This is a genomic window from Cellulomonas hominis (genome assembly GCF_901521055.1).
Lineage (GTDB): Bacteria > Actinomycetota > Actinomycetes > Actinomycetales > Cellulomonadaceae > Cellulomonas > Cellulomonas endometrii.
In genome coordinates this window covers 33,332-57,194 of record NZ_CABEGA010000009.1, presented here as the reverse complement: position 1 = coordinate 57,194, position 23,863 = coordinate 33,332, and the positions used below count along the sequence as shown (strand labels likewise).

Sequence of the window (23,863 nt, the reverse complement as noted above, 5' to 3'; positions counted from 1 at the left end):
CTGTGTAGCGGGGGCAGGATTTGAACCTGCGACCTCTGGGTTATGAGCCCAGCGAGCTACCGAGCTGCTCCACCCCGCGTCGGTGATCACTACGTTACGCCAGCGTGACGGCAGGTCCAAATCGAGCCCCCGTGCCCTCGGTCACACACCTCGCCCCTCCGGCCCCGCCCCGCGCACCCGGGCCCAACCCGTGCCGGACTGGAGCGTTCGGCCGGACTCGCCGAAGCGTGTCGGGCCGAACGCTCCACTCGGCGACGGAGCTCCACTCGGCGACGGAGCGCGGGACGGCGACGGAGCTCACACCCGCGCGACGACGCCGCGCCCACCCCCGGGACACGGCCACGGGCCGGCCCCCCACCTAGGACGACCGGCCCGTCGCCGTCACGTCACGCCGCCGCGTCAGCCGCCAGGGTTGAGCTCCTGGTCGGCCGCCACCGCGTCGTCGAGGGCCTGCTGCAGCCGCTCCTGGGCCTCGCCGTACCCGGCGAAGTCGCCCTCGGCGAGCGCCGCCTGGCCGTCCTGGATGGCCTGGTTCGCGGCCTCCAGCGCCTGGCTCAGTCGCGCGGCGGCATCGGCGGGCGCCTCGGTGGCCCCGCCCGTCGGCGCGGGCGTCGGTGCGGGCTCGGCGGTGCCGCCGTCGCCCTCCCCGGTGCCCTCGCCCGTGTCCGGCGGCTGCGGGTCGTTGCCCGCGTCGCCGGCCGTCGCGCCGTCGTCCCCGCCGAACACCTGGTCGAGCGCCTCGTCCAGGGTGCTGGCGAACCCGATCTGGTCACCGAAGGCGACGAGCACCCGCTGCAGCAGCGGGAACTGGGTGCCGCTGGCCGCCTGCACGTAGACCGGCTGGACGTACAGCAGGCCGCCGCCGACGGGCAGGGTGAGCAGGTTGCCGCGGATGACCTCGGAGTCGCCGCGACCCAGGATGTTCAGCTCGTTCGACACGTCGGGGTTCGACGTGAAGTTGTTGTTCATCTGGTTCGGCCCGGGCACCGTGGAGTCGCGTGGCAGCTCCAGGAGCCGGAGCTTGCCGTACCCCTCGGCCGGCTCACCCGCCGCCGACCCCGCTTCCGCGTCGACCGCGACGTACCCGGTCAGCACGTCACGGGCGTTGCCGCCCGCCGGCACGTACGTCGACATCAGCGAGAACGACGCCTGGTCCTGCGTCGGCATCTCCAGCGTCAGGTAGTACGGCGGCTGCGCGACGTTGGCGTCACCGGCGGTCGGGTCGTTCGGCGTGCGCCACGCGTCGTTGCCGGAGAAGAACTGCTCCGGCTCGGTGACGTGGTACGTGCCGAGCAGCGTGCGCTGCACCTTGAAGAGGTCCTCCGGGTACCGGATGTGGCTCATCAGGTCGGCGCTGATCTCCGAGACCGGCGCGAGCGAGGTGTCGAACACCTTGCTCCACGACTGCAGCACCGGGTCCTCGGCGTCCCACGCGTACAGCGTGACGCTGCCGTCGTAGGCGTCGACCGTGGCCTTCACGGAGTTGCGGATGTAGTTCACCGTCTCCGGCTGCAGGGCCTCGATGCTCGTGGAGGCGACCGTCAGGGAGTCCGTGGTGGCGTCCTCGAGGGACTGCGCCGCCGCGTACGGGTACTGGTCCGACGTGGTGTAGCCGTCGACGATCCACTTGACCCGGCCGTCCACGACCGCCGGGTACACGCGGCCGTCGAGGGTCAGGTACGGCGCGACCTTCTGCACGCGCTCGACGGGGTCGCGGTCGTAGAGGATCTGCGACTCCTCGGTGACGCGCTCGGAGAACAGGATCTGCTCGGACCCGAACTTGATCGAGTAGAGCAGCTTGTTCCAGAAGCTGCCGATCTCCGGGCCGGCCGACACCTCGTCGGTCGGGAACGACGTGTTCACGGCGCCGCCGGACTCGTCGTCGGGGTAGTCGAGCTCCCACTCCTGACCCTCGGGGGCGCCGACGATCGAGTAGGTCGGCGAGCTCTGGCCGAAGTAGATCCGGGGCTCGTACTCGCCCATCTCACCGGTGGACGGGATCCCGCCCTCCCAGAACGACGGGGCGCCGGTGGACGACGTCGCGTTGCCGTAGGCCGCGACGACGCCGTAGCCGTGCGTGTACACGGTGGTGTCGTTGGTCCAGTTCCGGCGCTGCGCGTCGAGGCCCTCGAGATCGAGCTCGCGCACGGCGATCACGGTGTCGCGGCTCTCGCCCTCGATCTCGTACCGGTCGACCGACAGGGTGTCCGGGAAGGAGTAGAAGCCGCGGATCTGCTCGAGCTGCTTGAAGGAGTTCGAGACCTCCTGCGGGTCGAGCAGCCGGATCGACGCGGTGGTCTCCGCGTCCTCGCGCAGGGCGCCCGGCTCGGCCGTCACCTTCGCGTCGTAGGTCTCGATCTCGACGTCCTCGAGGTCGTAGGCCTGCAGGGTCGCGTCGATGTTCCGTTGGATGTACTCGGCCTCCGCGTCCTGCTGGTTCGGGTTGACCTGGAACCGCTGGACCACCGCCGGGTAGATGCCGCCGATGACGACCGCGCCGACGACCATGAGGCCGACGCCGAGGGCCGGGACGCGCCACGTGCCGCGCACCGCGGTGATGATGAACATGATCGCCACGAGCAGGGCGATGACCGCGAGGATCCGCTTGGACGGGATGACGGCGTGCACGTCGGTGTACGACGCGCCCTCGAACCGGTCACCCTCCTTCGTGAGGATCGAGTACTGGTCGAGCCAGTAGTTCGCGGCGATCAGCACCATGAGCACGGTCGCGATGACGGACAGGTGCACCCGCGCGGCCTTGGTGGTGCGCGGCGTGCTGCTGGACCCGCCGACGCGGAAGCCGCCGTACAGGTACTGGGTCGCGAGGCCCGCGATGGCCGCCAGGACGGTCACCGCCATGAGGAAGCTCACGACGAACCGCAGCCCGGGCAGCACGAACATGTAGAACGACACGTCGATGCCGTACTGCGCGTCGGTCTCGCCGACCGGCGTGCTGTGCATCCACAGCTGCACGGTGCTCCACTGCTGGGAGGCCGCGATGCCGGCGAACAGGCCGAGGACGGCGGGGCCGGCCACGAGCACGACCCGGCGCAGCGGCTCGATGGCCTCGCGGTAGGAGTCGAGGCTGATCTGCTCCTGGTTCGACGGCGCGTACACCGGCCGGCTGCGGTAGCCCACGGCGAGGCTGGTGAAGACGGCGCCGCCCATGATCACGAAGCCGCCGGCGAACAGCGCGGCGCGGGTCAGCCACTGCGTCCACAGGACCTCGGAGTACCCGAGCTGGTCGAACCACATGACCTCGGTCCACAGCTGGGCGAGGACCAGCACCGCGATGACGACCACCGCGAGCACGACGATGGTCAGGGCGATGGGGCTGGGGCGCCGGCGGCCGGCGGCCCCTCGGGGTGGCCGGGGCGGGCGCGGCCCCCGGGGCTGTCGGGCGGACGGGTTGGCGAAGGTCACGGCCTGGGGGTCCTCGTCGTCGGGTACAAGTCACGCGCGCACGCGCCGGTTCACACACCCGGCGCACACGCTGGTCACAACGCGCCAGGCGAGGCCCAGGTTCCCACACCGTCGCGGCCTCGCCGGGCCCCGGCGAGGCGCGCGTAGGTGGTGGGAGGATGACCGCCGTGACGCACTCCCCCGCGAGCACCCCCGCGCAGGCGGCGCTCGCCGCGGCCGTCGTCGAGATCGAGCGGCACGTCGCGTCCGGCGGCTGGGACGGGCCCGTGCGGGTGTTCGCCCTGGTCCGGACGCAGGCCGCCCTCGACGCGGAGCCCGCCCTGGCCGGCCAGCTGCCGCCCGACGTGCTCGCCGCCGCGGCCGCCGACCCGCACCACCTGACCTCGGTCGAGCAGGAGGGGCTGCCGCCGAGCGACGACCTCGAGGGCCTGCTCGGGGCCATCGCCTGGCCCGACGGCGTCGACGGGGCGGCGCTGACCGTCGAGCGCATCGTGCTGCCGCCGGAGGCCGAGGAGGGCCTGCCGCAGGACCCGGCCGCCGCGCTCGACGCGCTGCTCGCCCACCCGCAGCGGCAGGACGTGCGGCTCGCGGTCGGGGTGCTGCGCGACGGCACCTCGTGGTGCGCCGTCCGGCAGCGCGCGGCCGACCTCGACGAGGCCGTCGGCCAGGGGCCGGACGTGGTCCCGGGGCTGCTCGACGCGCTGCGGGCGACGTTCGCCTGAGGCCTCGGCCCTCGCCCCTCAGCCGGCGGCGACGTCCGCGGCCGTGCAGGTCGGCAGGTCGTCCGCCGTGCCCGCGCCGATCGCCTCGACGGCCTCCCGCGCCTCGTGCAGCGTCGACACCTTGACGACCTGGAGGCCGTCGGGCACGTGGCCGACCACGTCGCCGCAGTTGCGCACCGGCGCCAGGAACCAGTCCGCGCCGTCCCGGACCGCGCCGGCCATCTTCTGGCGGATCCCGCCGATCGGCCCGACCGCACCGTCCAGGTCCAGGGTGCCGGTGCCGGCGATGACCTGGCCCGCGGCCTCGTCCTCCGGCGTCAGCCGGTCGATGATCCCGAGCGCGAACATCGTGCCGGCGCTGGAGCCGCCGATCTCCTCGATCTGGATGCTGACGTCCACCGGCGGGTCGAACGCCGGGTCGATGTAGACCCCGAGCTGGCTGCCGCCGTCCTCGCGCTCGCCGGTGACGAGGTCGAGGTCGAGGTCGGTGCCGTCGCGCTGCACGCCGAGCGTGACGGTGCTGCCCGGCTCGGTCTCGTCGAGCAGGTCGATGAGCTGGCCGTACGAGGTCAGCGGCGTGCCGTCGAAGGTGAGCAGCACGTCCCCCGGCTCGACGACGCCGACCGCGCCGGTGCCCTCGACCGCGTCGTGCACCGTCAGCGTGACCGGCACCGTGTACCCGAGCTCCTCGAGCGCCGCGACGGTCGCGTTCTCCTGGGAGGACACCATCTGCGCCTGGGTCTGCTCGTCGAGCTGCTCCTGCGTCGCGTCCTGCGGGAACACCGCCTCGACCGGCAGCACCTGGCGGGACGGGTCGACCCACCCGGCCAGGACGCCGAGCACGCTCGACGGGTAGCCCGGGCCGCCCGTCGTCGACACCGTGGTGAGCCGCAGCTCGCCCGTCGAGTCGAACGTCTCCGCGCCCTCGATGCTGATGAGGTCCGTGTCGTCGTGCGAGCCGAGCGTGTCGAGCGTCGGCCCGGGCGAGTACACCGCGTACGGCACGGGCATGAGCAGCAGCACGACGAGCAGCACCGCCGCGAGCAGCATGCCGCCGGACAGGAGCGCCGCGCGCCGGGTCACCGGCTCGGCGCGGCGGTCCCCGTCGGAGGCCGTGCCGGGCGCTGCGTCGGGCGCCGGGTCCGCCGTGCCGGGCGCGGCGTCGGGCTCCGTGCCGGGCCGGGGGGCGGCGGACGGGTCCTGCGGGAGGTCGGGCTGGGCGTGCACCGGACGATCATGCCGCACCCGCCCGTGAGGGACCCGTGCGCCCTCAGCGAACCGCCGGCCCCGGCCTGGTGGACCCGCAGCCACCTGTGGTTACGGTGGCACCTCGACGAGCCTCGGGAGTCTTCGATGAGCACCGACGACCAGCGCCAGCCGGGCGACCCCTCCGGCGCCTCCGCCTGGGAGCAGATGCTGCGGCAGATGTTCGGCGACGAGGCCGACGAGGCCCTGCGCCAGATGCGCGAGCAGGGCCTCGACCCCGCCGAGATGGCCAAGGCGTCCGGCCTGCCCGACGACCCGGCCCTGGTGAACCAGGTCATCGCGCAGGTGCAGCGCATGCTCTCGGCGAGCGGCGACGGGCCGGTCAACTGGGACGTGGCGCACGACTACGCCCGGCAGGTCGCCGTCACCGGGGGCGACCCGTCGCTCAGCCCGGCCGAGGTCCGGCAGTCCACCGAGGCGCTGGGCGTCGCCGAGCTGTGGCTCGACGCCGCCACCGACCTGCCCCCGGCGGGCGGGCACGTCCGGGCGCTGTCCCGCTCCGAGTGGGTCGAGCAGACGCTGCCGACGTGGCGCACGCTCACCGAGCCCGTCGCCACGTCCATGTCGACCGCGCTCGCCGCGACGCTCGCGGACCAGCTGCCCGAGAGCATGGAGCTCCCCGCCGGGCTCGGGGCAGGCGGGCTCGACCCGGCGGCGATGATGCGGCAGCTCGGCGCGCTCGTGTTCGGCATGCAGGTCGGTCAGGCCGCGGGCTCCCTGTCCCGCGAAGCGTTCGGCCTCACCGACGCGGGCCTGCCGCTCGTGGCCGAGCCCGCGACCGCGCTCGTGCCGCGCAACGTCGCCGACTTCGCGGAGGGGCTCGACGTCCCGCTGGAGGAGGTGCGGCTGTTCCTCGCGCTGCGCGAGGCGGCGCACGCCCGCCTGTTCACGCACGTGACGTGGCTGCGCGGGCACCTGCTCGCCGCCGTCGACGCGTACGCGCGCGGCATCACCATCGACGTCGAGAGCCTCGAGGAGTCGGTGCGCTCCATCGACCCGACCGACCCGAGCGCCCTGCAGGGCGCGCTCTCGTCCGGGGTGTTCGCCCCGCAGAACACCCCGGAGCAGCGGGCGGTGCTCGCCCGCCTGGAGACGGCGCTCGCGCTCGTCGAGGGCTGGGTCGACGAGGTCACGGCGACCGCCGCCCTCCCGCACCTGCCGCACAGCGTCGCGCTGCGCGAGATGATCCGCCGCCGCCGTGCCGCGGGCGGGCCCGCCGAGCAGACGTTCGCGACGCTCGTCGGCCTGGAGCTGCGGCCGCGGCGGTCCCGCGACGCGGCCGCCCTCTGGGCGCGGATCGCCCGGGAGCAGGGACCCGAGGCGCGCGACGCGGTCTGGGACCACCCGGACCTGCTGCCGACGGCCGAGGACCTCGACGACCCCGCCGGGTACGCCGGGCGCCGCGCGGCCGCCGAGGGCGAGCACGCGGACCTCGACAAGGCGCTGGCCGAGATCCTCGGCGACGACGACGGCACGCCCCCCGCCCCGGGCACCGACGAGGACGGCCCGACGCAGGGCTGACGCCGGGCTGGCGCCGGTCAGCGCCTGAGCTCGGCGTCGACCACCGCCTGCAGCTCGTCGGCCGACGGCAGGGCCGCGCGGGCGTCCTCCGGCAGCCCCTGGTAGTCGGCGACCGCCACCGGCGCCGCGGTCGACGCCAGCGCGTACCGGACGGCCGCGCCGCCCTTGCCCGTGCAGAGCAGGATGCCGACCGTCGGCGCGTGCACCGCAGGCCGCCGCAGCTCGCCGTCGACGGCCGCCACGTACGCGCCGAGCTGCCCGAGGTGCGCCGGGGTGAACGGGCCGACCTTGAGCTCGACGACGACGTACCTCAGCTGCTCGACGTGGAAGAGCAGCAGGTCGATCACGAACTCGTCGCCGTCACCCAGCGGCAGCCGGAGCTGACGCCCCACCAGCGACATCCCCCGGCCCAGCTCCATCAGCGTGTCCTGCAGCCGGTCCATCAGCGCCTGCTCGACGTCGCGCTCGCGACTCGTCGCCACCAGCGCGAGGTGCTCGAAGACGTACGGGTCCTTCACGAGCTGACGCGCGAGGTCGGACTCCGCCGGGTCGAGCACCTGGTCGAAGTTCGTCGGCGCGGAGCCGACGGCCCTGCGGAGGTCGCCACCGACGTGGTGCTCCAGCACGGCGCGCGACCAGCCCTGATCCGCGGCGCGGGCGGCGTACCAGTCCCGGTCCTCACGCTCCGCCAGGCGGTCGAGCAGCACCCTGACGTGGCCCCACGGCAGTTGTCCCACAGGCTGCGGGACGAAGTCGGTCCACCCCTCCGCGAACGCGCGCATGTACATGAGGTTCGACCGCGACCACCCCCGCATCTCCGGGAGCTCGCGTCGCAGGTCGGCGGCCAGCCGGTCGACGACCTTGCCGCCCCAGCCGGCCGTCCGCTGGCGGTCGAGGATGTCGTGCCCGATCGACCAGTAGAGCCGCAGCACCTCGGTGTTCGCGGCCCGCACCGCCCGGAGCTGCGCACCGCGTACCCGCGCCTTCAGCTGCTCGAGCAGGTCCCCGTAGCCGGGCGGCTCGACCGGTGCGTCCCCGTGCGTCTCCATCGGGCCATCCTGTCCGGCGTCCGGCACCACCGGTCGCCGCGGCGACCACTCAGCCGGGACCACTCAGCGGCGAATCCGCGACAGCCGCTCAGGCTCCGTCCTCGACCTCGACCGCCTCGGTGTCCTCGTCGACCCCGGCCACGTCGTCCGCGCCGGTCCCGTCGACGGGGTCCTCGCCGGGGGCCCGCTCCGCGAACGAGTAGCCCTCGAGGAACCCGCGCGCCCGCTCAGTGCGCGGGTACGCCTCGAGCTCGGCCCAGAACTCCGGGCCGTGGCCCGCGTGCAGGAGGTGCGCCAGCTCGTGCAGCAGCACGTAGTCGGTGACCCACGACGGCATGCCCCGCAGGCGGTCCGAGATCCGGATGCTGCCGTCACCGACCGTGCAGGAGCCCCAGCGGCGGCCCTGGTTGCCGGACCACCGGACGCTGGAGGGGACGGCCCGGCCGCCGAGGTAGCGCGACGACAGCTCGGCCGCACGCCGCACGAGCTGGTCGTCGGAGGGGCGGCGGCGCTGCTCCTGGGTCGCGAGCCGGTCGAGCATCCGACGGACCCACTCCCGCTCCTGCGCGCGCGTGAAGCGCGCGGGGATCGCGACGATCGTGCGACCGCCCTCGCGGTACGCGGTGACGGTCCGGGACCGGCGCCGCGACCGGCGGACCTCCACCGGGCCGAGGCGCGGGTCGACCGTCCACCCGTCGTCGTCCCGGGGCGCGGCCGCACGCGCCGGCACGGTGGCGGGGGCACCGGAGGGACGGGGGCCCGTCGCGGCGGAGGGCGCGCGGGAGGGGGCCGGGTCTCCCGGCGCCGGGTGGTGCTCCCTCGACGGCTGCACGCCCTGCACGGTAGCGGTTCACGCCCCTGAACACGGTGAACTTCTCCGCCGACGTGCGGCAGAACCCTCCCGTGCCCGGCGTCCGGCGTGGATACTGGGCCGGTCGCCGGGACGCGGCGGCACCCACCAGCACCTGAGGAGACAGACATGGCCGAGACCTACGCCGGCGAGTTCTACTGCGTGAAGTGCAAGGAGAAGCGCCAGGCCGAGGGTGACGTCGTCGTCTCCGAGTCGGGTCGTCGGATGGCGAAGGCCGTCTGCCCCGTCTGCGGCACCAAGCTCAACCGCATCCTCGGCAAGGCCTGACGAGACCCGTCCTGTGGACGACGGGTCCCGCCCCCGTCCGACGTGCCACCGTGGTGACCGTCGACGGGACGGGGGTGGGACGCCGTGCAGCTCAAGCGAGGGCTCCGCGTGCTGCGACGCGCCGCGGACGAGGTGCAGGTCGGGACGGATCCCCGCTGGGCGGTGCGGATCCGGGGCCTGACCCCAGACCAGGCGGAGCGCCTGCTCGGCACGGGTGACCGCGCGCTCGACGCGTCGCTGCCGCGCCCGGTGCTCGACGGGTTGGCAGCCGCCGGCCTGGTGCGTTCCCCGCGCGCCCGCCCGCCGCGCGTCGCCGGGCGGCTGGCCCCCGAGCTCCTGGGAGCCGACCTGACGTCCGGCGAGGGCGACGGGGTGGAGGCGCTGCGTCGTCGCGCGGGCGCCACCGTCGCGATCACCGGGCTCGACCGCGTCGGCGTCGCGGTGGCCACGACCCTCGTGGCCTCCGGCGTCGGGACGCTCCAGCTCGACGACCCCGGTGACGTGCGGCCGGGTGACGTGGGTGGCGGTGTGACCGCGGACCACGTGGGCCTGCGCCGGGACCAGGTGGTGACGGACCTGGTCCGCGCGCTCGCGCCGTCCGTGCGGGTACGCCGGCCCGGCCAGGCGTCGCCCGACGTGGTCGTGACCGTCGCGGCAGGTGCCACGGACCCCGGCACGGCCCTGGAGCTGCTGGGGGCCGACGTCGCGCACCTGCCCGTGGTCGTGCGGGAGGCGGACGCGGCCGTCGGACCGTTCGTGGTCCCGGTGGCGCTCGCCCCGGCCGGGCGACCCCTGCCGTGCGTCCGGTGCGTCGACCTGCACCGGGCGGCGCTGGACCCCGCGTGGCCGGTGCTGCTCGCGCAGCTGACCGCCCGGGACCGCCCGGGCAGGCCGGCCGTGGTGGGGGCCAGTGCCGTGCTCGCCGCGGTGGCCGGGGGGCTCGCCGCGGCCGAGGTGCTCGCGCACCTCGACGGTCACGCGCCCCGCACGCTCGGGGCCCAGTACGAGATCCCCCTGCCCGAGGCGGAGCCCCGGTTGCGCCGGTGGGCGGCGCACCCGGACTGCGGGTGCGCCGCCCTCGCGACGTGAGCCGTGTCAGGCCGCCGGGCTGGCGTCCTTGCGGGGCCGGCCGCGCCCGCGCTTGACGGCGACGACCTGACCTCCGACGAAGACCTCCCCGCCCCACACGCCCCACGGCTCCTGCCGCTCGACCGCCCCGGCGAGGCAGCCCTCGAGGAGCGGGCAGGTGCGGCAGAGCGCCTTGGCGCGCTCGACCTCGGCCGTGCGCTCGGCGAACCAGAGCTCCGGGTCGTTCGAGCGGCACGGGATGAGGCCGGCGACCAGCGCGTCGAACTGCACGTCGGCGACGGCGGTCGTCTCGGCGGGTGGCCAGGGGCCGGAACCGCCCTGGTTGACCGTGTCGAGCAGCGTCGTGAGCCGCACGATGTCCTCCTGATGACTTGCGGGTTGAGCGAGGTGGCGGTGGATCCGCGTCCTCGCTCCCCCCTTGCATCAAGGGCGGAAATGACGAGGGCCGCGGGATCCGGTGGACTCCGCGGCCTGGAAGAGATCGGTCATCGACTCAGATGACCGGTCCTCCTGGGACGGAGTCGGGGGCGACCGTGAGATCGCGTGCACGCAGCCGGAGACCGGCGCCGCCGAAGCCCGGGTCGATCCCGAGGCCGCGGACGGCAGAGGGCGCAGTGGTCCCCTGGAACACGCCGGTGGTGGGTGCGGTGAACGGCGACGCGATCACGGAGATCCCGTTCTTCATGTTCTTCACAGCTGCCCACCTCCTTCTTCGTGTCGCCGACCGGCTGCTGGCGCAGCGTGGTCTTCCATCAGGACTCGTTCACCGTAGAGGTGCCCGGACGGGCCGCACAACCGAATAACCGAGAAAGTTCCGACGAGTTTCTGCCACGGCTCATTGCGGCCCGTGACGGGCGGCGCCGGACCGCCGCCACAGGGCCCGTCCAGCCGGCGCTCAGCGACGGCGGGACCTGCGTCACACCGGACGGGGGCCGGTGCGCCGGGTCAGCCCGCCGCCGCCTCGCCCGCGGCCGCCGGGCGGTGGCCCGCGACGAGGGCGAGCAGCTCGGGTCCGTACCGGTCGATCTTCGCGGGACCGATGCCCTGGACCCGCGCCAGCTCGGGCACGCTCGCCGGCCGGAGCTCGGCGATCGCGGAGAGCGTCGCGTCCCCGAGAACCGTGTACGTCGGCTTGGACGTCCGCCGGGCGAGGTCCGCCCGCCAGGACTGCAGGGCGGACAGCAGCTCGGCGTCGACCTCGCCCGTGAGCCGCGGGACCGCGCGGGGGCGGCCGTCGCCGAACCGCGCTCGACCCTCCTGGGGCCACAGACCGTCGAGGAACCGGGACCGGCGACGGGTGGCGCGCCCGCCCGGCGTGCGGGAGCGGCCGTAGGACAGCTCCAGGTGCTGCCGCGCGCGGGTGATGCCGACGTAGAGCAGGCGGCGCTCCTCGGCGATGTCGGCGGCGGTGTCCGCGGAGGCCCACGGCACCAGACCCTCGCTCAACCCCGTGAGGAACACCGCGTCCCACTCCAGGCCCTTGGCGGCGTGCAGGGACGCGAGCGTGACGCCCTCGACCGTCGGTGCGTGCTGCGCCGCGGCGCGCTCGTCCAGCTCGGCGACGAGGTCCGACACGGTGGCCCGCTTCCCGGCCCGCTCGGCGGCGGCGGCGACGTCGTCCCCGAGCGCCACGAGCGCGTTCATGGAGTCCCAGCGCTCCCGCGCCGCACCCCGCGCGGCGGGCGGCTCGTCGGTCCAGCCGGCGGAGCGCAGCGCGTCCCGCACCGTCTCCTGCATCGGGGCGTCCGCGTCGGCTGCGACGGCGGCACCGCGCAGCCGGACGATCGCGTCCCGGACCTCCTTGCGGGCGAAGAAGCGCTCGCCGCCGCGCAGGACGTAGCCGATCCCGATGGCAGCGAGCGCCTGCTCGAACGTCTCCGACTGCGAGTTCGTCCGGTACAGCACCGCGATCTCGCTGGGCCGGGTGCCCGCGGCGACGAGCCGCCCGATCCGGGTGGCGACGCCCGCGGCCTCCGCCTCGTCGTCGTCGTACACCGCGAACCGCACCGGCCCGGCGGACGGCCGCTGCGCGACGAGCTCGAGCGGCTCCCACCGGGCCGCGCGGTCCTTCGGGGCCCGCCGCAGCACCTCGTTCGCCAGCCCCACCACCTGCGGCGTCGACCGGTAGTCGCGGACCAGACGCACGACCTGCGCCTTCGGGTGCTCGGCCGTGAACCGCGTGAGGTAGTGCGGCGTCGCGCCGGCGAACGAGTAGATGGTCTGGCTCGGGTCGCCGACCACGCACAGCTCGTCGCGGCCGCCGAGCCACTGCTCGAGCAGGAACTTCTGCAGCGGGGAGATGTCCTGGTACTCGTCGACCACGAACCGGCGGTACTGGCCGCGCACCTCGTCGGCCACGGCGCCGTTCTCGACGAGCATCCCGGCCAGCAGCCAGAGGATGTCCTCCATGTCCATCACGCCGCGGGCGTCCTTGGCGTCCTCGTACGCGGTGATGAGGCGGGCGACGGCGTGGTGGTCGTGGCCGGCGGGCGCGGGCCGGTCCGCGGCGGCGGCCGCGCGGACGTAGTCCTCCGAGGTGATCCGGGAGACCTTGGCCCACTCGATCTCGGACGCGAGGTCGCGGACCGAGACGCGGTCGACGGACAGGCCGAGGCGGTGGCACGCGTCGGCGACGACGGGCGCCTTCTGCGCGAGCACCTCGGGCACGGGCCCGCCGACGACCTTCGGCCAGAAGTACCGCAGCTGCCGCAGCGCCGCGGAGTGGAAGGTCCGGGCCTGCACGCCGGGGACACCGAGGTCGCGGAGCCGGGTGCGCATCTCCCCCGCGGCGCGCGCGGTGAACGTCACGGCGAGCACGCTGGTCGGCGCGTACACGCCGGACTGGACCCCGTACGCGATGCGGTGGGTGATCGCGCGCGTCTTGCCGGTACCGGCACCGGCCAGGACGCACACCGGCCCGGTGAGGGCGCGCGCGACCTCCCGCTGGTCCGGGTCCAGGGCGTCGAGGAGGGCGTCGGCGGAAGGCATCGCCCCGATCCTCGCACCCCGCACCGACACCCGTGACCGTCGTCCCCAGGCGGCCGGGCAGGCACCCGGCACGACGTCCCGCAGTGTGACCGGTCGCGCACGCCGGGGCCGCGCGAGGGGGATGATCCTGCGGCGCCCGGGCGTTCACCCCGGTGCACGAGCACGACCGCACGACCCACCGAGCCAGAAGGCAGACGATGACGACCACGCAGGACCTGCCCGCCACGGGCACCGTGACGATGTACTCGACCACCTGGTGCGGCTACTGCCGGCGCCTGAAGACGCAGCTCGACTCCGCGGGCATCGCGTACACCGAGGTCGACATCGAGCAGCAGCCCGACGCCGCGGCGTTCGTCGAGCAGGTCAACGGCGGCAACCAGACCGTGCCGACCGTGCTGTTCCCGGACGGGTCCGCGGCGACGAACCCGTCCCTCGTCCAGGTCCGGGAGCGCCTCGGCGCCTGACGCGCCGTCGGGGCTCGCCCGCGCCGCTCAGCGCTCGCCCGCGCCGCTCAGCGCGTGCCGGGCGGGCCCTCGTCGACGGGGCCGGGCGCGGCGCGGCGCCCCTGCCGCCGGGTGCGTCCCGGTACCTGCTCGGACGCGACCGCCCCGGCCTGGTCAGGCCCGGCCTCATCCGCCCCGGCCTGATCCGGCTGCGCTGCGGCCGGCTCGGCTGCGGCGGGCGTGGCCGCAGCGCGTCCCGTGACCGACCCGTCCGACGACGGCGTGCCCTCGGGCGGCACGGCACCGCGGCTCCAGCCGTCCCGCAGCGGGTCGCTCGGCAGCGGCTCGCCGAACCAGTCCTCGATGAGCGCGCGGGCGATCGAGGTCCCCGGCGGGAGCACCACCGCCCCGCTCGCGACCTCGGACCGCAGCGTGTCGCGGTCGAACCACCGCGCGGCGCGCAGCTCGACGCCGTCGACGGTGATGTCGGTCGACAGCGCCCGGGCACGGAACCCGAGCATCAGCGAGGCCGGGAACGGCCACGGCTGGCTGCCCCGGTACTCGACCTCGCCCACGACGACCGACGACTCCTCCCGGACCTCGCGGCGGATGGCGTGCTCCACCGACTCCCCCGGCTCGACGAAGCCGGCGAGGGTCGAGAACCGGTGCTGCGGCCACGCCGCGGAGTTGGCGAGCAGCAGCCGGTCGTCGTCGTCGACGACGGCCATGATCACCGCGGGGTCCGTGCGGGGGTAGTGGTCCGAGCCGTCGACCGGGCACCGGCGGACCCAGCCGCTCGACACCGGCGTCGTCGCGGCGCCGCAGCGCGGGCAGCGCGGGTGCCGGACGTGCCACTCGAACAGGGCGACGGCGGCGGTCGCGAGGCCCACGTCGCGGGCCGACAGGTCGTTGCCGACCTCGCGGAGCGGGGCCCAGTCGTCGCCCGCCGGGAGCGCGGCCGTCGCGCCCTCGGGCACGTGGTGCGCGACGTACGCCGGGCCGCCGGGCCGGGTCTCCGTGGGCGCGACGCCCGGGACCTGGTCGGCGTCGTCGTAGCCGAGGAACGCCCAGCGCTCCTCGAGCGACCCCGTCGGGGCGCGCAGCGCGGCCTCCTGGGGCGAGTACAGGGCCAGGCCGCGGCGGCGGCCGTTCCGGGAGCGGGTGACCACCCGCCCGCCGGAGACCAGCAGGACCCGGGTGGTGTCGTCGTCGAGCAGCGCGGCCAGCAGGTTCTCGTCACCGCGGAGGTCCGCGGCCCGGTCCGTGACCGTCCGCGACAGAGGGAGGTCGGAGGCGAACACGTCGCCACCGTACGCGCCGCGCGGCCCGGTCGCAGTCGGCGGCCGACGCCCGGACACCCGCGGCCGTGACACGCCCAGCGGGTCAGGGGACGGCCCTCGGCGTGTGCGGGTCCTACCCTGGGACGGTGCGTTCACCCCTCGCCCTCGCCGCCCTCGCGACCGTCGCCGTCCCCGGCTTCGACGCCCGTGAGGTGCGCCCGGGTGCGAGCGCGGGGGACGACGACGTCGCGCTGGTGACCGACGGCCAGCGCGGGCACTGGGTGGTGCGCGCGCCGCGGAGCGCCGCCGCCGGGGCCGCCCTGGAGGCGGAGCTGGTGCTGCTGGCGTCGCTGGCGGAGCAGGTCGACGCCGGGCGGCTGCCGTTCGACGTCCCGCGGGTCGCCGGTGCCGCACCGCTGGAGGAGGGCGGGCGCGTGGTCGTGCACCGGGAGCTGCCCGGCCGGCCCGTCGCGCTCGAGCACCTGGCGCCCGGCCCCGGGGTCGCGGCGTCCCTCGGGCGGTCGATCGCCGCGCTGCACGAGCTCCCGGTGGCCGTGGTCGAGGACGCCGGCCTGCCGGTGTACGACGCCGCCGCGTACCGCCAGCGCCGCCAGGCCGAGGTGGACGAGGCCGCGCGCACGGGCCGCGTGCCCGCGACGCTCCTGCGGCGCTGGGAGGAGCGGCTCGAGGACGTCTCCCTGTGGAAGTTCAGCCCGACGGTGGTGCACGGCGACCTCTCCGCCGACCACGTGCTGGTCGCCGACGGCGCCGTGACCGGCATGGTCGCCTGGGGCGACGCCAAGGTGGCCGACCCCGCGGACGACCTCGCGTGGCTGCTGGTCGCCGCACCCCAGGACGCCGTGGACTCGATCATGGAGGCCTACCAGCTGCGTCGCACCGAGCTCACCGACCGGCACCTCGCCGACCGTGCGCTGCTCGCCGGCGAGCTCGCCCTGGCCCGCTGGCTGCTCTACGGGGTGCGCTCGGGCGACGACGAGGTGGTGGCGGACGCCGTGCAGATGCTCGACGAGCTCGACGAGCAGACCCGCGACGTCGCCGAGCCGGGCGCCGCGCCGGTCTGAGCCGCGCCGGTCTGAGCGCGCCGGCCCGAGCGACGCCGGCCGCAGCGGGCCCGAGCAACGCCGGCCGGGCGGGTCCTCGCTCGCGCGGTCCCGCCCCCCGGTCAGTCCCGCCCGCCGGGCCGCGCCCCGGGTTCGGCGGTCGCCGCCAGGAGCAGCCGCTCGATCTCGTCGGCCTCGAGCAGCCGCTCGGGACGCACGGTCCGCCCCGCGCCGACGTAGCAGAACGCCGCGCCGACCCGGTCCAGCGGCGTGCCGGTCCACCGGGACCACGCGAGCCGGTACACGGCGAGCTGGAGCTCCCGCACCGCCGTCGCGGCCGGGTCGGACGGCGGCGCACCCGTCTTCCAGTCCACGACCACGACGGCCCCGGGCACGCCCGGCCGGTCCGGGTCGGGGAACACGGCGTCGATCCGCGAGCGGAGCACGTAGCCGGCGACCGTCGTCTCGACGTCGACCTCGACGGCCGTCGGCACGAGCGAGGCCCAGGGCGTGGCCAGGAACGCGGCACGCAGGGCCGCCTCGTCGGCGTCGACGGTCACGGAGTCGTCGTCCGCCCCGGGCAGGTCCTCGATGTCCACGAGCGTCGGCGCCCCGTAGAAGCCCTCGACCCACGCGTGGAACTGGGTCCCGCGACGCGCCTGCGGCGACGGGCGGTTCGGCACGGGCCGGCGCAGCGCGCGGGCGAACTCGCCGGCGTCGGCCGCCAGCCGCACCACGGCGGACGCGGAGAGGTGCGCCGGGAGCTCGACCTCGGAGCGGGGCCGCGACTCCGCCTCGCGCTCGGCCAGCAGCAGGTCGACGGTCCGGTCCCACGCCGTCGCGACCCGGGGGGCGTCCTCCGCGGCCAGCGCGGCGCGCACGGCGGCAGCGGCCGCCTCCACCGCCGGCCGGCGGGACGGCGTCGCGTCCCCCGCACCGGCGAACGGGTCGACCGGCCACATCGCGGAGGCCTGCTCCTGGGTGCGGGGGTTCTCCACGCCGTCCTCGGGCTCGAGAGCCCAGGTCTCGACGCGCGCGAGCCCCGCCCCCACCACCTCGGTGAGGAACAGCGACGGCGGCCGGATGCGGCTGCCGTCCCCCCACCAGGCACCCGTCAGGAGCAGCGCCGAGCGCGCGCGGGTGAACGCGACGTACGCGAGCCGGCGCTCCTCGGCCACCTGGTGGTCGCCGGCGTCCCGGAGGAACTGCTTGCGCCGCTCCTCCAGGTCCTTGGGGTCGGCGGCGCCCGCCACCTCGAGCTGCGGCAGGTCGTGCCGGTCCCCGCGCAGCGGGTAGGGCAGCTCGCCGAGCCCGGTCAGCCACGCGGAGTCGGTCGGGCCGTCCTTGCCCTGGGTCCGGGTTGCGGGCAGCCCGCCGTCCACGAGCCCGGCGACCGCGACGACGTCCCACTCGAGGCCCTTGGCGGCGTGCACGGTGATGAGCTGGACCGCGTCGGGATCGGGCTCCGCGACGGGCATGTCGAGGCCGTGCTCGTGCGCGTCGGCGGACTCCAGCCACGCCAGGAAGCCGCCGAGCGTCGGGTCGTCCGTCGCGTCGGAGTACCGCACCGCGACCTCGCGGAAGGCGTCCAGGTGCGCCCGGGCGCGACCCGGGGCCAGCCCGGGACGGGCGGCGACCTCGATGTCGAGCCCCCACAGCCGCTCCGCGTGCGCGACGAGCTCCGGCAGCGACAGGTAGGTGTGCTGGCGGATCGCCCGCAGCACCTCGCCGACCTGGGCCACGCGCGCGAGGCCGGCAGGGGTGAGCCGGCGCCCGGAAGGGCTGGTCCAGCCGGGCGGGGGCGGGGCGTCCACGGCGTCGACGATGCTGCGCTCGTCGACCACGTCGGCGACGACCGGGGCGGCCGCCGGGTCGGCGGTCGTGGCCTCGCCCGGCGGGGCCTCGCCCGCCGGGGCGGCGCTCGTCGGGACGGCGCTCGTCGCATCGGCGTCCGGCCCGGCGCCGTCGGCCGTCCCCGCGGCCCGCTCCCGGGCGGCGGCCGCCGCGGCGCGCCGGTCCAGCCCCTGCGCGAGGTGCGCTGACCAGTCGGCGAGGGCGTGCAGGTCCGCGGCGCCGAGGCGGGTGCGCGCACCCGTGAGCAGGCGCATGAGCGCGTCGCCGCGCGAGGGGTCGTGCGCCGCCTGCAGGAGCGCCACCACGTCGACCACCTCGGGCGTGGCGAGCAGACCGCCGAGCCCGACGACCTCGACCGGGAGGCCGGCCGCGCGCAGGGCGCGGTGCAGCACCGGGAACTGCGCGCGCTTGCGGCAGAGCACGGCGGCGGTCACGCGTGCCCCTCCGGGCGCCGGCGCGCCGCCCGCGACACCGGGGCCGCCCTCGGGACGCCACCGCGCGGCGACGAAGTCCGCGACGGCCTGCGCCTCCTCCTCGAGCGTGGGGGCGAGGTGCGCGACGACGTCGCCCTGCCCGGCGCCGGGGCGGGCGGCGAGCGTCGGCAGCGCGACCTTCGCCCGGTCGGCGCGGCGCAGCGGGGCGGCGACGTGGTTCGCGGCGTCCAGCACGGCGACGTCGTTGCGCCAGGACGTGGACAGCGCGTAGACGGCGGCCGGTCGGCGGTCGCCGTCCTCGGCGACGTCCGGGAAGTCGGTCGGGAACCGCTCGAGGCCGCCCGCGCTGGCCCCGCGCCAGCCGTAGATGGACTGGTGCGGGTCGCCGACGGCGGTGACGGGGTGCCCCGCGCCGAACAACGCCGACAGCAGGACGAGCTGCGCGTAGGAGGTGTCCTGGTACTCGTCGAGCAGCACCACCCGGAACCGGGCCCGCTCCCCTGCGGCCACCTCGGGGACGTCCCGCGCCAGGCGGGCGGCGATCGCCACCTGGTCGCCGAAGTCGAGGGCGTCGACGGCCCGCTTGCGGTCCCGGTACGCCGCGACGAGGTCGAGCATCCGCTGCCGCTCCCGCAGGGACCCCACGAGCTCGCGGACCTTGGCGTACGGCGCGCGCGGCGGCGTGCCGGGGGGCGTTTGCTCGATCGCGTCGACGATGTCGTCGATCCCCCGCCGCGCGCGGTCCGGGTCCAGCAGGTGCTCGTCGAGCGCGCCCGACAGCGTGAGCACCGCCTCGATCACCGTCGACACGGCGGCGGCGGAGTCGAGGTCGGCTGTCCAGGACTCGACGACCTCGCTCGCGAGCTGCCACTGCGCGGCCTCGCCGAGCAGGCGCGCGGCGGGCTCGACGCCGAGGCGCAGCCCGTGGTCGGCGACCAGCGACGCGGCGTAGGCGTTGTACGTCGAGATCGTCGGGCGGGCGACGGTGAGCAGCGCCGCGCCGCCGTCGGACGCGTCCTCCGCGACGGTCAGGCCCGGCAGGTGCACGCCCTCGGCCGCCGCGGCCCGCGCGAGGTGCCGCAGGCGGCGGCGGACGCGCTCCGCGAGCTCGCCCGCCGCCTTGCGGGTGAACGTGAGGCCGAGCACCTCCTCCGGGGCGACCAGCCCGTTCGCGAGCAGCCACACGACGCGGGCGGCCATCGTCTCGGTCTTGCCCGACCCGGCTCCGGCGACCACGAGCGCGGGCCGCAGCGGCGACTCGATGACGGCGACCTGCTCGTCGGTCGGGAGGTCGCGACGCAGCAGCCGGGCGATGTCCTGGGCGGACAGCACGGCGGTGGCGGCCACGGGCACGGCGGGCACGGTCATCCGGCCACCACCTGCCCGCCCTCGTCGCGCAGCGGGCAGGACCGACGCACGGGGCACCGGTCGCACAGCGCGTTGACGGTCGCGGGGAACGTCGCGGCGGCCATCCGCTCCGCGACCTCCTCGATGTGGGTGCGCGCCCAGGACGGCGCGTCCGGGGACTCCGGCCCGAGCGCCGGCTGCTCCCGGAGGGCCGCCTTCGCCTTGTTGACGTCGGAGACGAACACGAGCTGCGCGCCCGCGCTCCGCGCCCCGGCGGGGAGCCCCTCGACCGCCCCGGCGTCGACGGCGAGCTGGTAGGCGCCCAGCTGCGGGTTGGTGGTGGCCTCCTGCGCCGACGGCGCGGTGCGGCCGGTCTTGAGGTCGACGACGCGCACGGGCGTCCCGCCGTCGGGGTCGTCGTCGGCCGCCCGCTCGACGCGGTCCAGGCTGCCGCGCACGACCGCCCGGTCCAGGGAGAGCTCGAACCGCGCCTCGACCGCCAGCGGCTCCCCCGCCTTCGCGAGGTAGTCGGCGAGCCGGTCGACCATCACCTCGGCGCGGCGGCGCTCCAGGGTCGCGGGCCAGCCGTGACCGAGCCCGAGCTCCGGCCAGCGCCGGTCCAGCTCGGCCAGCAGCTCGTCCCGGCCGCCGCGCGGGTAGGCCTGCGCGAGGGCGTGCACCAGCGTGCCGAGCGACTGCCGCGCGCTGCTGGGCGCCGTCCCGCCGGCGGCCTCGAGCGCCCACCGCAGGGTGCAGGTCCCCGCGGTCTCCACCCGCGACGGCGAGACCGGCACGCGCGCCCCGGGCCCCCAGAGCGGCTCGTCGGTCGACGGGTCCGCGAGGCCGTGCCACTCGGCCGGGTCCGCGCCGGGGACGCCCTCGCGGGCGAGGCGCGCCAGCACGGCCGCGGCCGCGGGGTCGGCGGCGCCCAGGCGGGCGGTGTGCTCGACGCGCGCCCGCAGCTGCGCCACCAGCCCGCGCAGGTCCAGCGGCGCGGGCGACGACGTCCGGCGGGGGTCGTCGTCCTCGTCGTTCGGCTCCACGAGGTCCAGGAACGGCGACGGCTGGTCGTCCTCGTCCGAGACCGCCGTGACGAGCAGCACGCGGCGGGCGCGGGAGACGGCCACGTGGAACGACCGCAGCTCGTCCGCGAGCACCGCCGCCCGCGCCGCCGCACCCGCCTGCGCCTGGGCGTGCGCCTGCGCCTCGGCGTCGGCGTGCCGGGGCCCGCCGCGGCCGGCGAGCACGTCGACCAGCGCCTGGGAGCCGAGCAGCGAGTCCCGCAGCCGCAGGTCGGGCCACACGCCCTCCTGCACGCCGGCGACCGCGACGACGTCCCACTCGCTGCCGGCGGCCCCCGCGGGCGTCAGCACGGACACCGCGTCCCGGCGGGCGCGCGCAGCGATCGTGTCGGACGGCAGCTCCTGGGCCTCGACCCACTCGAGGAACGCCGCGGCGCGGGCCTGCGGCATCCGGTCCACGAACGTCTCCGCCGCGCGGAACAGCGCGAGCACGGCGTCGAGGTCGCGGTCCGCGCGCGCCCCACCGGGGCCGCCGGCGAGCGCGGACCGGCGCCACGGCTCCGCGAGCCCGGACGCGTCCCACAGCGCCCACAGCACCGTCTGGGCGTCCGCCCCGGGCACCGCCGCCGCGGCCCGGCCCTGCGCGAGCACGGTGGCCAGCCGGCCGACCCCGCGGCGCAGGGCGGGGGGCAGCACCGAGGCGGCGGACGGCGCCGCCAGCACCTCGACCAGCAGCTCGTCGCTCGGCCGGCCGCCGCCCCCGGCGACCTCCTCCGCGCGCAGGGTGCGGCGCAGCCGGCGCAGGCTGACCGCGTCCAGCCCGCCCAGCGGCGAGCAGCACAGCCGCGCGGCGAGCTCCGCGTCCAGCTCGGCGCCGCCCGCCTCCGGCCCGAGGGCGCAGCGCAGGGCGTCGAGCAGCGGCCGGACGGCCGGCTCGTCGCGCAGGGGGACGTCGCTGCCCACCACCGCGACGGGCACCTCGGCCGCCCCGAGCGACCGGCGCAGCGCGGTCACCTGCGCGCCGGACCGGGCGATCACCGCCATCCGGTCCCACGGGGTGCCGTCCTCCAGGTGCGCCCGGCGCAGGGCGTGCGCCACCCAGGCGGCCTCCTGCGCCGCGCTCGGCAGCACGGCGGCGCGCACCACGTCGGCCGGGGCGCCCGACGCCGCGTCACGGTCACGGGCGGCGGGCACGCCCACCGGCGGCGCCACGTCGTGCGCCACCGGGAGCGCCCGACGGTGCGCCGCACCGCCCACGACCGCGATCCGCTCGGCCACCCGCGCCGCGACCGCCCGCACCGCGGGCCCGTGCCGCCGGACGCCGTCCAGCACCAGGCGGGTCGCCCCCAGCTCGCCCGGCCCGTCGCCGGCCACGTCGGCCCGGCCGACCAGCGCCGGCGTCGCACCGCGGAACGTCTGCACGGCCGCGTCCGGGTCGGCGAGCAGCAGCAGGCGGGCACCGTCGTCCTGGAGCACGCGCAGCAGCCGGGCCGTGGCCTCGGTCGCCTCCTGGTAGTCGTCCACCACCACGACGCGCCAGCGCGGGCGCGGGTGCCCGGGGAGCTCCGTGTCCCACGCCCGCAGCGCCTCCGCGGCCTCCTCGACCACCACGGCCGGGTCGTGCCGCGCGCCCGCGTCGGGCGTCCCGGACCGCAGCGTCGTGACGTCGAGGTACTCCTGGTAGAGCACGGCGGCGGACACCCACTCCGGGCGGTGGTACCGCTCGCCGAGCAGGGCGAGGTCCTCCGGCGCCAGCCCGCGCTCCGAGGCGCGCATGATGAGGTCGCGCAGCTCGCCGCGGAACGACCGCAGGGTGAGCGCCTCCTCCGGGACGCCGGCCGACCAGCGCAGCGGCACGCCCTCGCCGGCGGCGTGCCCCGCGAGCAGCTCGGCGAGCGCCAGGTCCTGCTCCGGCCCGGAGATGAGGGTGGGCGGCGGCTCGCCCACCAGCGCGGCGCGGGCACGCAGCACCGCGAAGGCCGCCGACGCCGCCGTCCGCACCATCGCCTGCCCCGTGGTCCGGCGGACGCGCGCACCGATCCGGTCCCGGAGCTCGGCGGCGGCGCGCCGGGACGCCGCCAGCACCAGCACCTCGTCCGGGGCCGGGCGGTCCGGCGAGGGGAACAGCGCGTCCTCGTCCTCGCCCAGCAGCGCGGCGACCGCCTCGACCGCGAGCAGCGTCTTGCCGGTGCCCGCCGCACCGACCGCGAGCAGCGCCCGGTCGGTGCCCGTGACCAGCCGGTCCACGACCGCGCGCTGGTCCGCACCCAGGCGCACGAGCTCCGGCGCGTCCGCCAGCGCGGGACGCACCAGCCGCAGCGGGCCGGCCGGCTGCGCGGCGGTGGCGGTCGGGTTCACGACAGCGATCCCATCACACGGCACCGACATCGCCGGACCACCCACGGACCGTCGGTGCTCACCCGCGGACGGCCCGATGACGGCGACCCGCGCTGGCTATCATCGCCCGATGGACCAGCCCTCCGCCGGCCGCGGACGCCCGGTGCGCATGCCTCGCGCGCTGCGCCGGGCGCAGGTGCTCCGGATCGCCCAGGAGCTGTTCACCTCCGAGGGCTTCCACCACGTCTCGATGGACGACATCGCCGACCGGGCCGAGGTGAGCAAGCCGGTCCTCTACCGGCACTTCCCGTCCAAGCTGGACCTGTACCTGACCGTCGTCGACGCCCGCGGCGACGAGCTGCTGTCCGCGGTGGACGCCGCCGTGGCGACCCACCCGCCGGGCGAGGTCCGGCCGCACGACGCCCGCGCCATCGTCACCGGGGTCGTCCGCGCGTACCTGGATTTCGTGGACGGCGCCGGGGAGTCCTCCGCCCTGCTGTTCGAGTCGGACGTCCGGCACGACCTGGAGGTGCGGGCCCGCGTCGAGCGCGCGACCGAGGCCGTGACGCGACGCCTGCAGGCCGTGCTGACCGACGTCGGGGGCGTCCCCGCGGAGACGTCCGCCGTGCTGGCGCCGGCCGTCGCGGCGATGGCCCAGGCCGCGGCGACGCGCCGGCTCCGCACCCCGAGCACCGAGCCCGCCCGGGACACCGCCGCGCTGGTCGCCCGGCTGGCGTGGGGCGGCGTCGCGGACTTCGTCCCCCGTCCGGACGAGCCGGACGAGCCCGCCGAGTCGGCCGAGGGCGAACGCGGCCCCCTGGGCGGACCTGCGGGCGCGCGCCCGGCCTAGGATGACCGGGCACGAGCCGGACGAGCGAGGAGACGACGA

17 protein-coding genes and 1 tRNA gene are annotated in these 23,863 nt (G+C 76.5%); 7 read left to right on the top strand and 11 right to left on the bottom strand.

Annotated features, from left to right (window positions below; genetic code table 11):
- Positions 1–5 precede the first annotated feature (5 nt).
- Positions 6–79, bottom strand: a tRNA-Met gene (locus KJP73_RS01585).
- 320 nt (positions 80–399) lie between these two features.
- On the bottom strand, positions 400–3,423 hold the full coding sequence (locus KJP73_RS01580) for a UPF0182 family membrane protein (protein ID WP_213281005.1): 3,024 nt from the start codon (positions 3,421–3,423) through the stop codon (positions 400–402).
- A gap of 158 nt (positions 3,424–3,581) precedes the next feature.
- Between KJP73_RS01580 and KJP73_RS01575 the strand changes: the two genes are divergently transcribed.
- Complete coding sequence (locus KJP73_RS01575; RefSeq protein WP_213281004.1) at positions 3,582–4,145, top strand: PPA1309 family protein; 564 nt, start codon at positions 3,582–3,584, stop codon at positions 4,143–4,145.
- An 18-nt stretch (positions 4,146–4,163) separates the two neighbouring features.
- Here KJP73_RS01575 and KJP73_RS01570 read toward each other — a convergent pair whose 3' ends face one another.
- The gene (locus tag KJP73_RS01570; protein WP_249669010.1) at positions 4,164–5,372 is read right to left on the bottom strand and encodes a YlbL family protein; all 1,209 of its coding nucleotides are present in this window, start codon (positions 5,370–5,372) and stop codon (positions 4,164–4,166) included.
- A gap of 126 nt (positions 5,373–5,498) precedes the next feature.
- Between KJP73_RS01570 and KJP73_RS01565 the strand changes: the two genes are divergently transcribed.
- Positions 5,499–6,932, top strand: coding sequence for a zinc-dependent metalloprotease (locus tag KJP73_RS01565; RefSeq protein ID WP_213281003.1), 1,434 nt, complete (start codon positions 5,499–5,501; stop codon positions 6,930–6,932).
- Positions 6,933–6,949: 17 nt separating this feature from the next.
- On the opposite strand, the gene KJP73_RS01560 is transcribed toward KJP73_RS01565, so the two are convergent.
- Positions 6,950–7,981 (bottom strand): PDDEXK nuclease domain-containing protein, encoded by a 1,032-nt coding sequence (locus KJP73_RS01560; protein ID WP_213281002.1) that lies wholly within the window; start codon positions 7,979–7,981, stop codon positions 6,950–6,952.
- Positions 7,982–8,069: 88 nt separating this feature from the next.
- On the bottom strand, positions 8,070–8,645 hold the full coding sequence (locus tag KJP73_RS01555; RefSeq protein ID WP_213281023.1) for a YgjP-like metallopeptidase domain-containing protein: 576 nt from the start codon (positions 8,643–8,645) through the stop codon (positions 8,070–8,072).
- Positions 8,646–8,960: 315 nt separating this feature from the next.
- On the opposite strand from KJP73_RS01555, the gene KJP73_RS01550 reads away from it, so the two are divergent.
- Both KJP73_RS01550 and KJP73_RS01545 read left to right on the top strand, forming a co-directional pair.
- On the top strand, positions 8,961–9,119 hold the full coding sequence (locus tag KJP73_RS01550; protein WP_146844118.1) for a DUF5679 domain-containing protein: 159 nt from the start codon (positions 8,961–8,963) through the stop codon (positions 9,117–9,119).
- A gap of 84 nt (positions 9,120–9,203) precedes the next feature.
- Entirely contained in the window at positions 9,204–10,208 is a 1,005-nt protein-coding gene (locus KJP73_RS01545) for a ThiF family adenylyltransferase (RefSeq protein ID WP_213281001.1), read from the top strand.
- 6 nt (positions 10,209–10,214) lie between these two features.
- Here the strand turns inward: KJP73_RS01545 and KJP73_RS01540 are convergent, their stop codons facing one another.
- The 3 genes from KJP73_RS01540 to KJP73_RS01530 form a co-directional block, all read right to left on the bottom strand.
- On the bottom strand, positions 10,215–10,562 hold the full coding sequence (locus KJP73_RS01540; RefSeq protein ID WP_213281000.1) for a WhiB family transcriptional regulator: 348 nt from the start codon (positions 10,560–10,562) through the stop codon (positions 10,215–10,217).
- A gap of 139 nt (positions 10,563–10,701) precedes the next feature.
- The gene (locus KJP73_RS01535) at positions 10,702–10,902 is read right to left on the bottom strand and encodes a hypothetical protein (protein ID WP_213280999.1); all 201 of its coding nucleotides are present in this window, start codon (positions 10,900–10,902) and stop codon (positions 10,702–10,704) included.
- Between the two features lie 251 nt (positions 10,903–11,153).
- Complete coding sequence (locus KJP73_RS01530; RefSeq protein WP_213280998.1) at positions 11,154–13,196, bottom strand: ATP-dependent helicase; 2,043 nt, start codon at positions 13,194–13,196, stop codon at positions 11,154–11,156.
- A 197-nt stretch (positions 13,197–13,393) separates the two neighbouring features.
- On the opposite strand from KJP73_RS01530, the gene KJP73_RS01525 reads away from it, so the two are divergent.
- Positions 13,394–13,660, top strand: a complete 267-nt coding sequence (locus KJP73_RS01525; protein WP_213280997.1) for a mycoredoxin — start codon at positions 13,394–13,396, stop codon at positions 13,658–13,660.
- A gap of 47 nt (positions 13,661–13,707) precedes the next feature.
- Here the strand turns inward: KJP73_RS01525 and nudC are convergent, their stop codons facing one another.
- Positions 13,708–14,940: an NAD(+) diphosphatase gene (nudC, locus tag KJP73_RS01520; protein WP_213280996.1), complete on the bottom strand. Its 1,233-nt coding sequence runs from the start codon at positions 14,938–14,940 to the stop codon at positions 13,708–13,710.
- A 125-nt stretch (positions 14,941–15,065) separates the two neighbouring features.
- On the opposite strand from nudC, the gene KJP73_RS01515 reads away from it, so the two are divergent.
- Complete coding sequence (locus KJP73_RS01515; RefSeq protein ID WP_213280995.1) at positions 15,066–16,001, top strand: phosphotransferase; 936 nt, start codon at positions 15,066–15,068, stop codon at positions 15,999–16,001.
- 101 nt (positions 16,002–16,102) lie between these two features.
- Here KJP73_RS01515 and KJP73_RS01510 read toward each other — a convergent pair whose 3' ends face one another.
- Positions 16,103–19,636: an ATP-dependent DNA helicase gene (locus KJP73_RS01510; protein ID WP_213280994.1), complete on the bottom strand. Its 3,534-nt coding sequence runs from the start codon at positions 19,634–19,636 to the stop codon at positions 16,103–16,105.
- Positions 19,633–22,995, bottom strand: a complete 3,363-nt coding sequence (locus tag KJP73_RS01505; protein WP_249669008.1) for an ATP-dependent helicase — start codon at positions 22,993–22,995, stop codon at positions 19,633–19,635. The genes KJP73_RS01510 and KJP73_RS01505 overlap by 4 nt, the downstream gene beginning before the upstream one ends.
- A 109-nt stretch (positions 22,996–23,104) precedes the next feature.
- Here KJP73_RS01505 and KJP73_RS01500 point away from each other — a divergent pair, with 109 nt between their 5' ends.
- Complete coding sequence (locus KJP73_RS01500) at positions 23,105–23,824, top strand: TetR/AcrR family transcriptional regulator (protein ID WP_213280992.1); 720 nt, start codon at positions 23,105–23,107, stop codon at positions 23,822–23,824.
- The last annotated feature ends 39 nt before the right edge of the window (positions 23,825–23,863 follow it).

Bases quoted from the DNA above. Each gene is read 5' to 3' on its own strand.
- KJP73_RS01560 (WP_213281002.1), bottom strand. From the start codon at position 7,981: ATGGAGACGCACGGGGACGCACCGGTCGAGCCGCCCGGCTACGGGGAC.
- KJP73_RS01510 (WP_213280994.1), bottom strand. From the start codon at position 19,636: ATGACCGTGCCCGCCGTGCCCGTGGCCGCCACCGCCGTGCTGTCCGCC.
- KJP73_RS01525 (WP_213280997.1), top strand. From the start codon at position 13,394: ATGACGACCACGCAGGACCTGCCCGCCACGGGCACCGTGACGATGTAC.
- KJP73_RS01530 (WP_213280998.1), bottom strand. From the start codon at position 13,196: ATGCCTTCCGCCGACGCCCTCCTCGACGCCCTGGACCCGGACCAGCGG.
- KJP73_RS01500 (WP_213280992.1), top strand. From the start codon at position 23,105: ATGGACCAGCCCTCCGCCGGCCGCGGACGCCCGGTGCGCATGCCTCGC.
- KJP73_RS01575 (WP_213281004.1), top strand. From the start codon at position 3,582: ATGACCGCCGTGACGCACTCCCCCGCGAGCACCCCCGCGCAGGCGGCG.
- KJP73_RS01550 (WP_146844118.1), top strand. From the start codon at position 8,961: ATGGCCGAGACCTACGCCGGCGAGTTCTACTGCGTGAAGTGCAAGGAG.
- KJP73_RS01565 (WP_213281003.1), top strand. From the start codon at position 5,499: ATGAGCACCGACGACCAGCGCCAGCCGGGCGACCCCTCCGGCGCCTCC.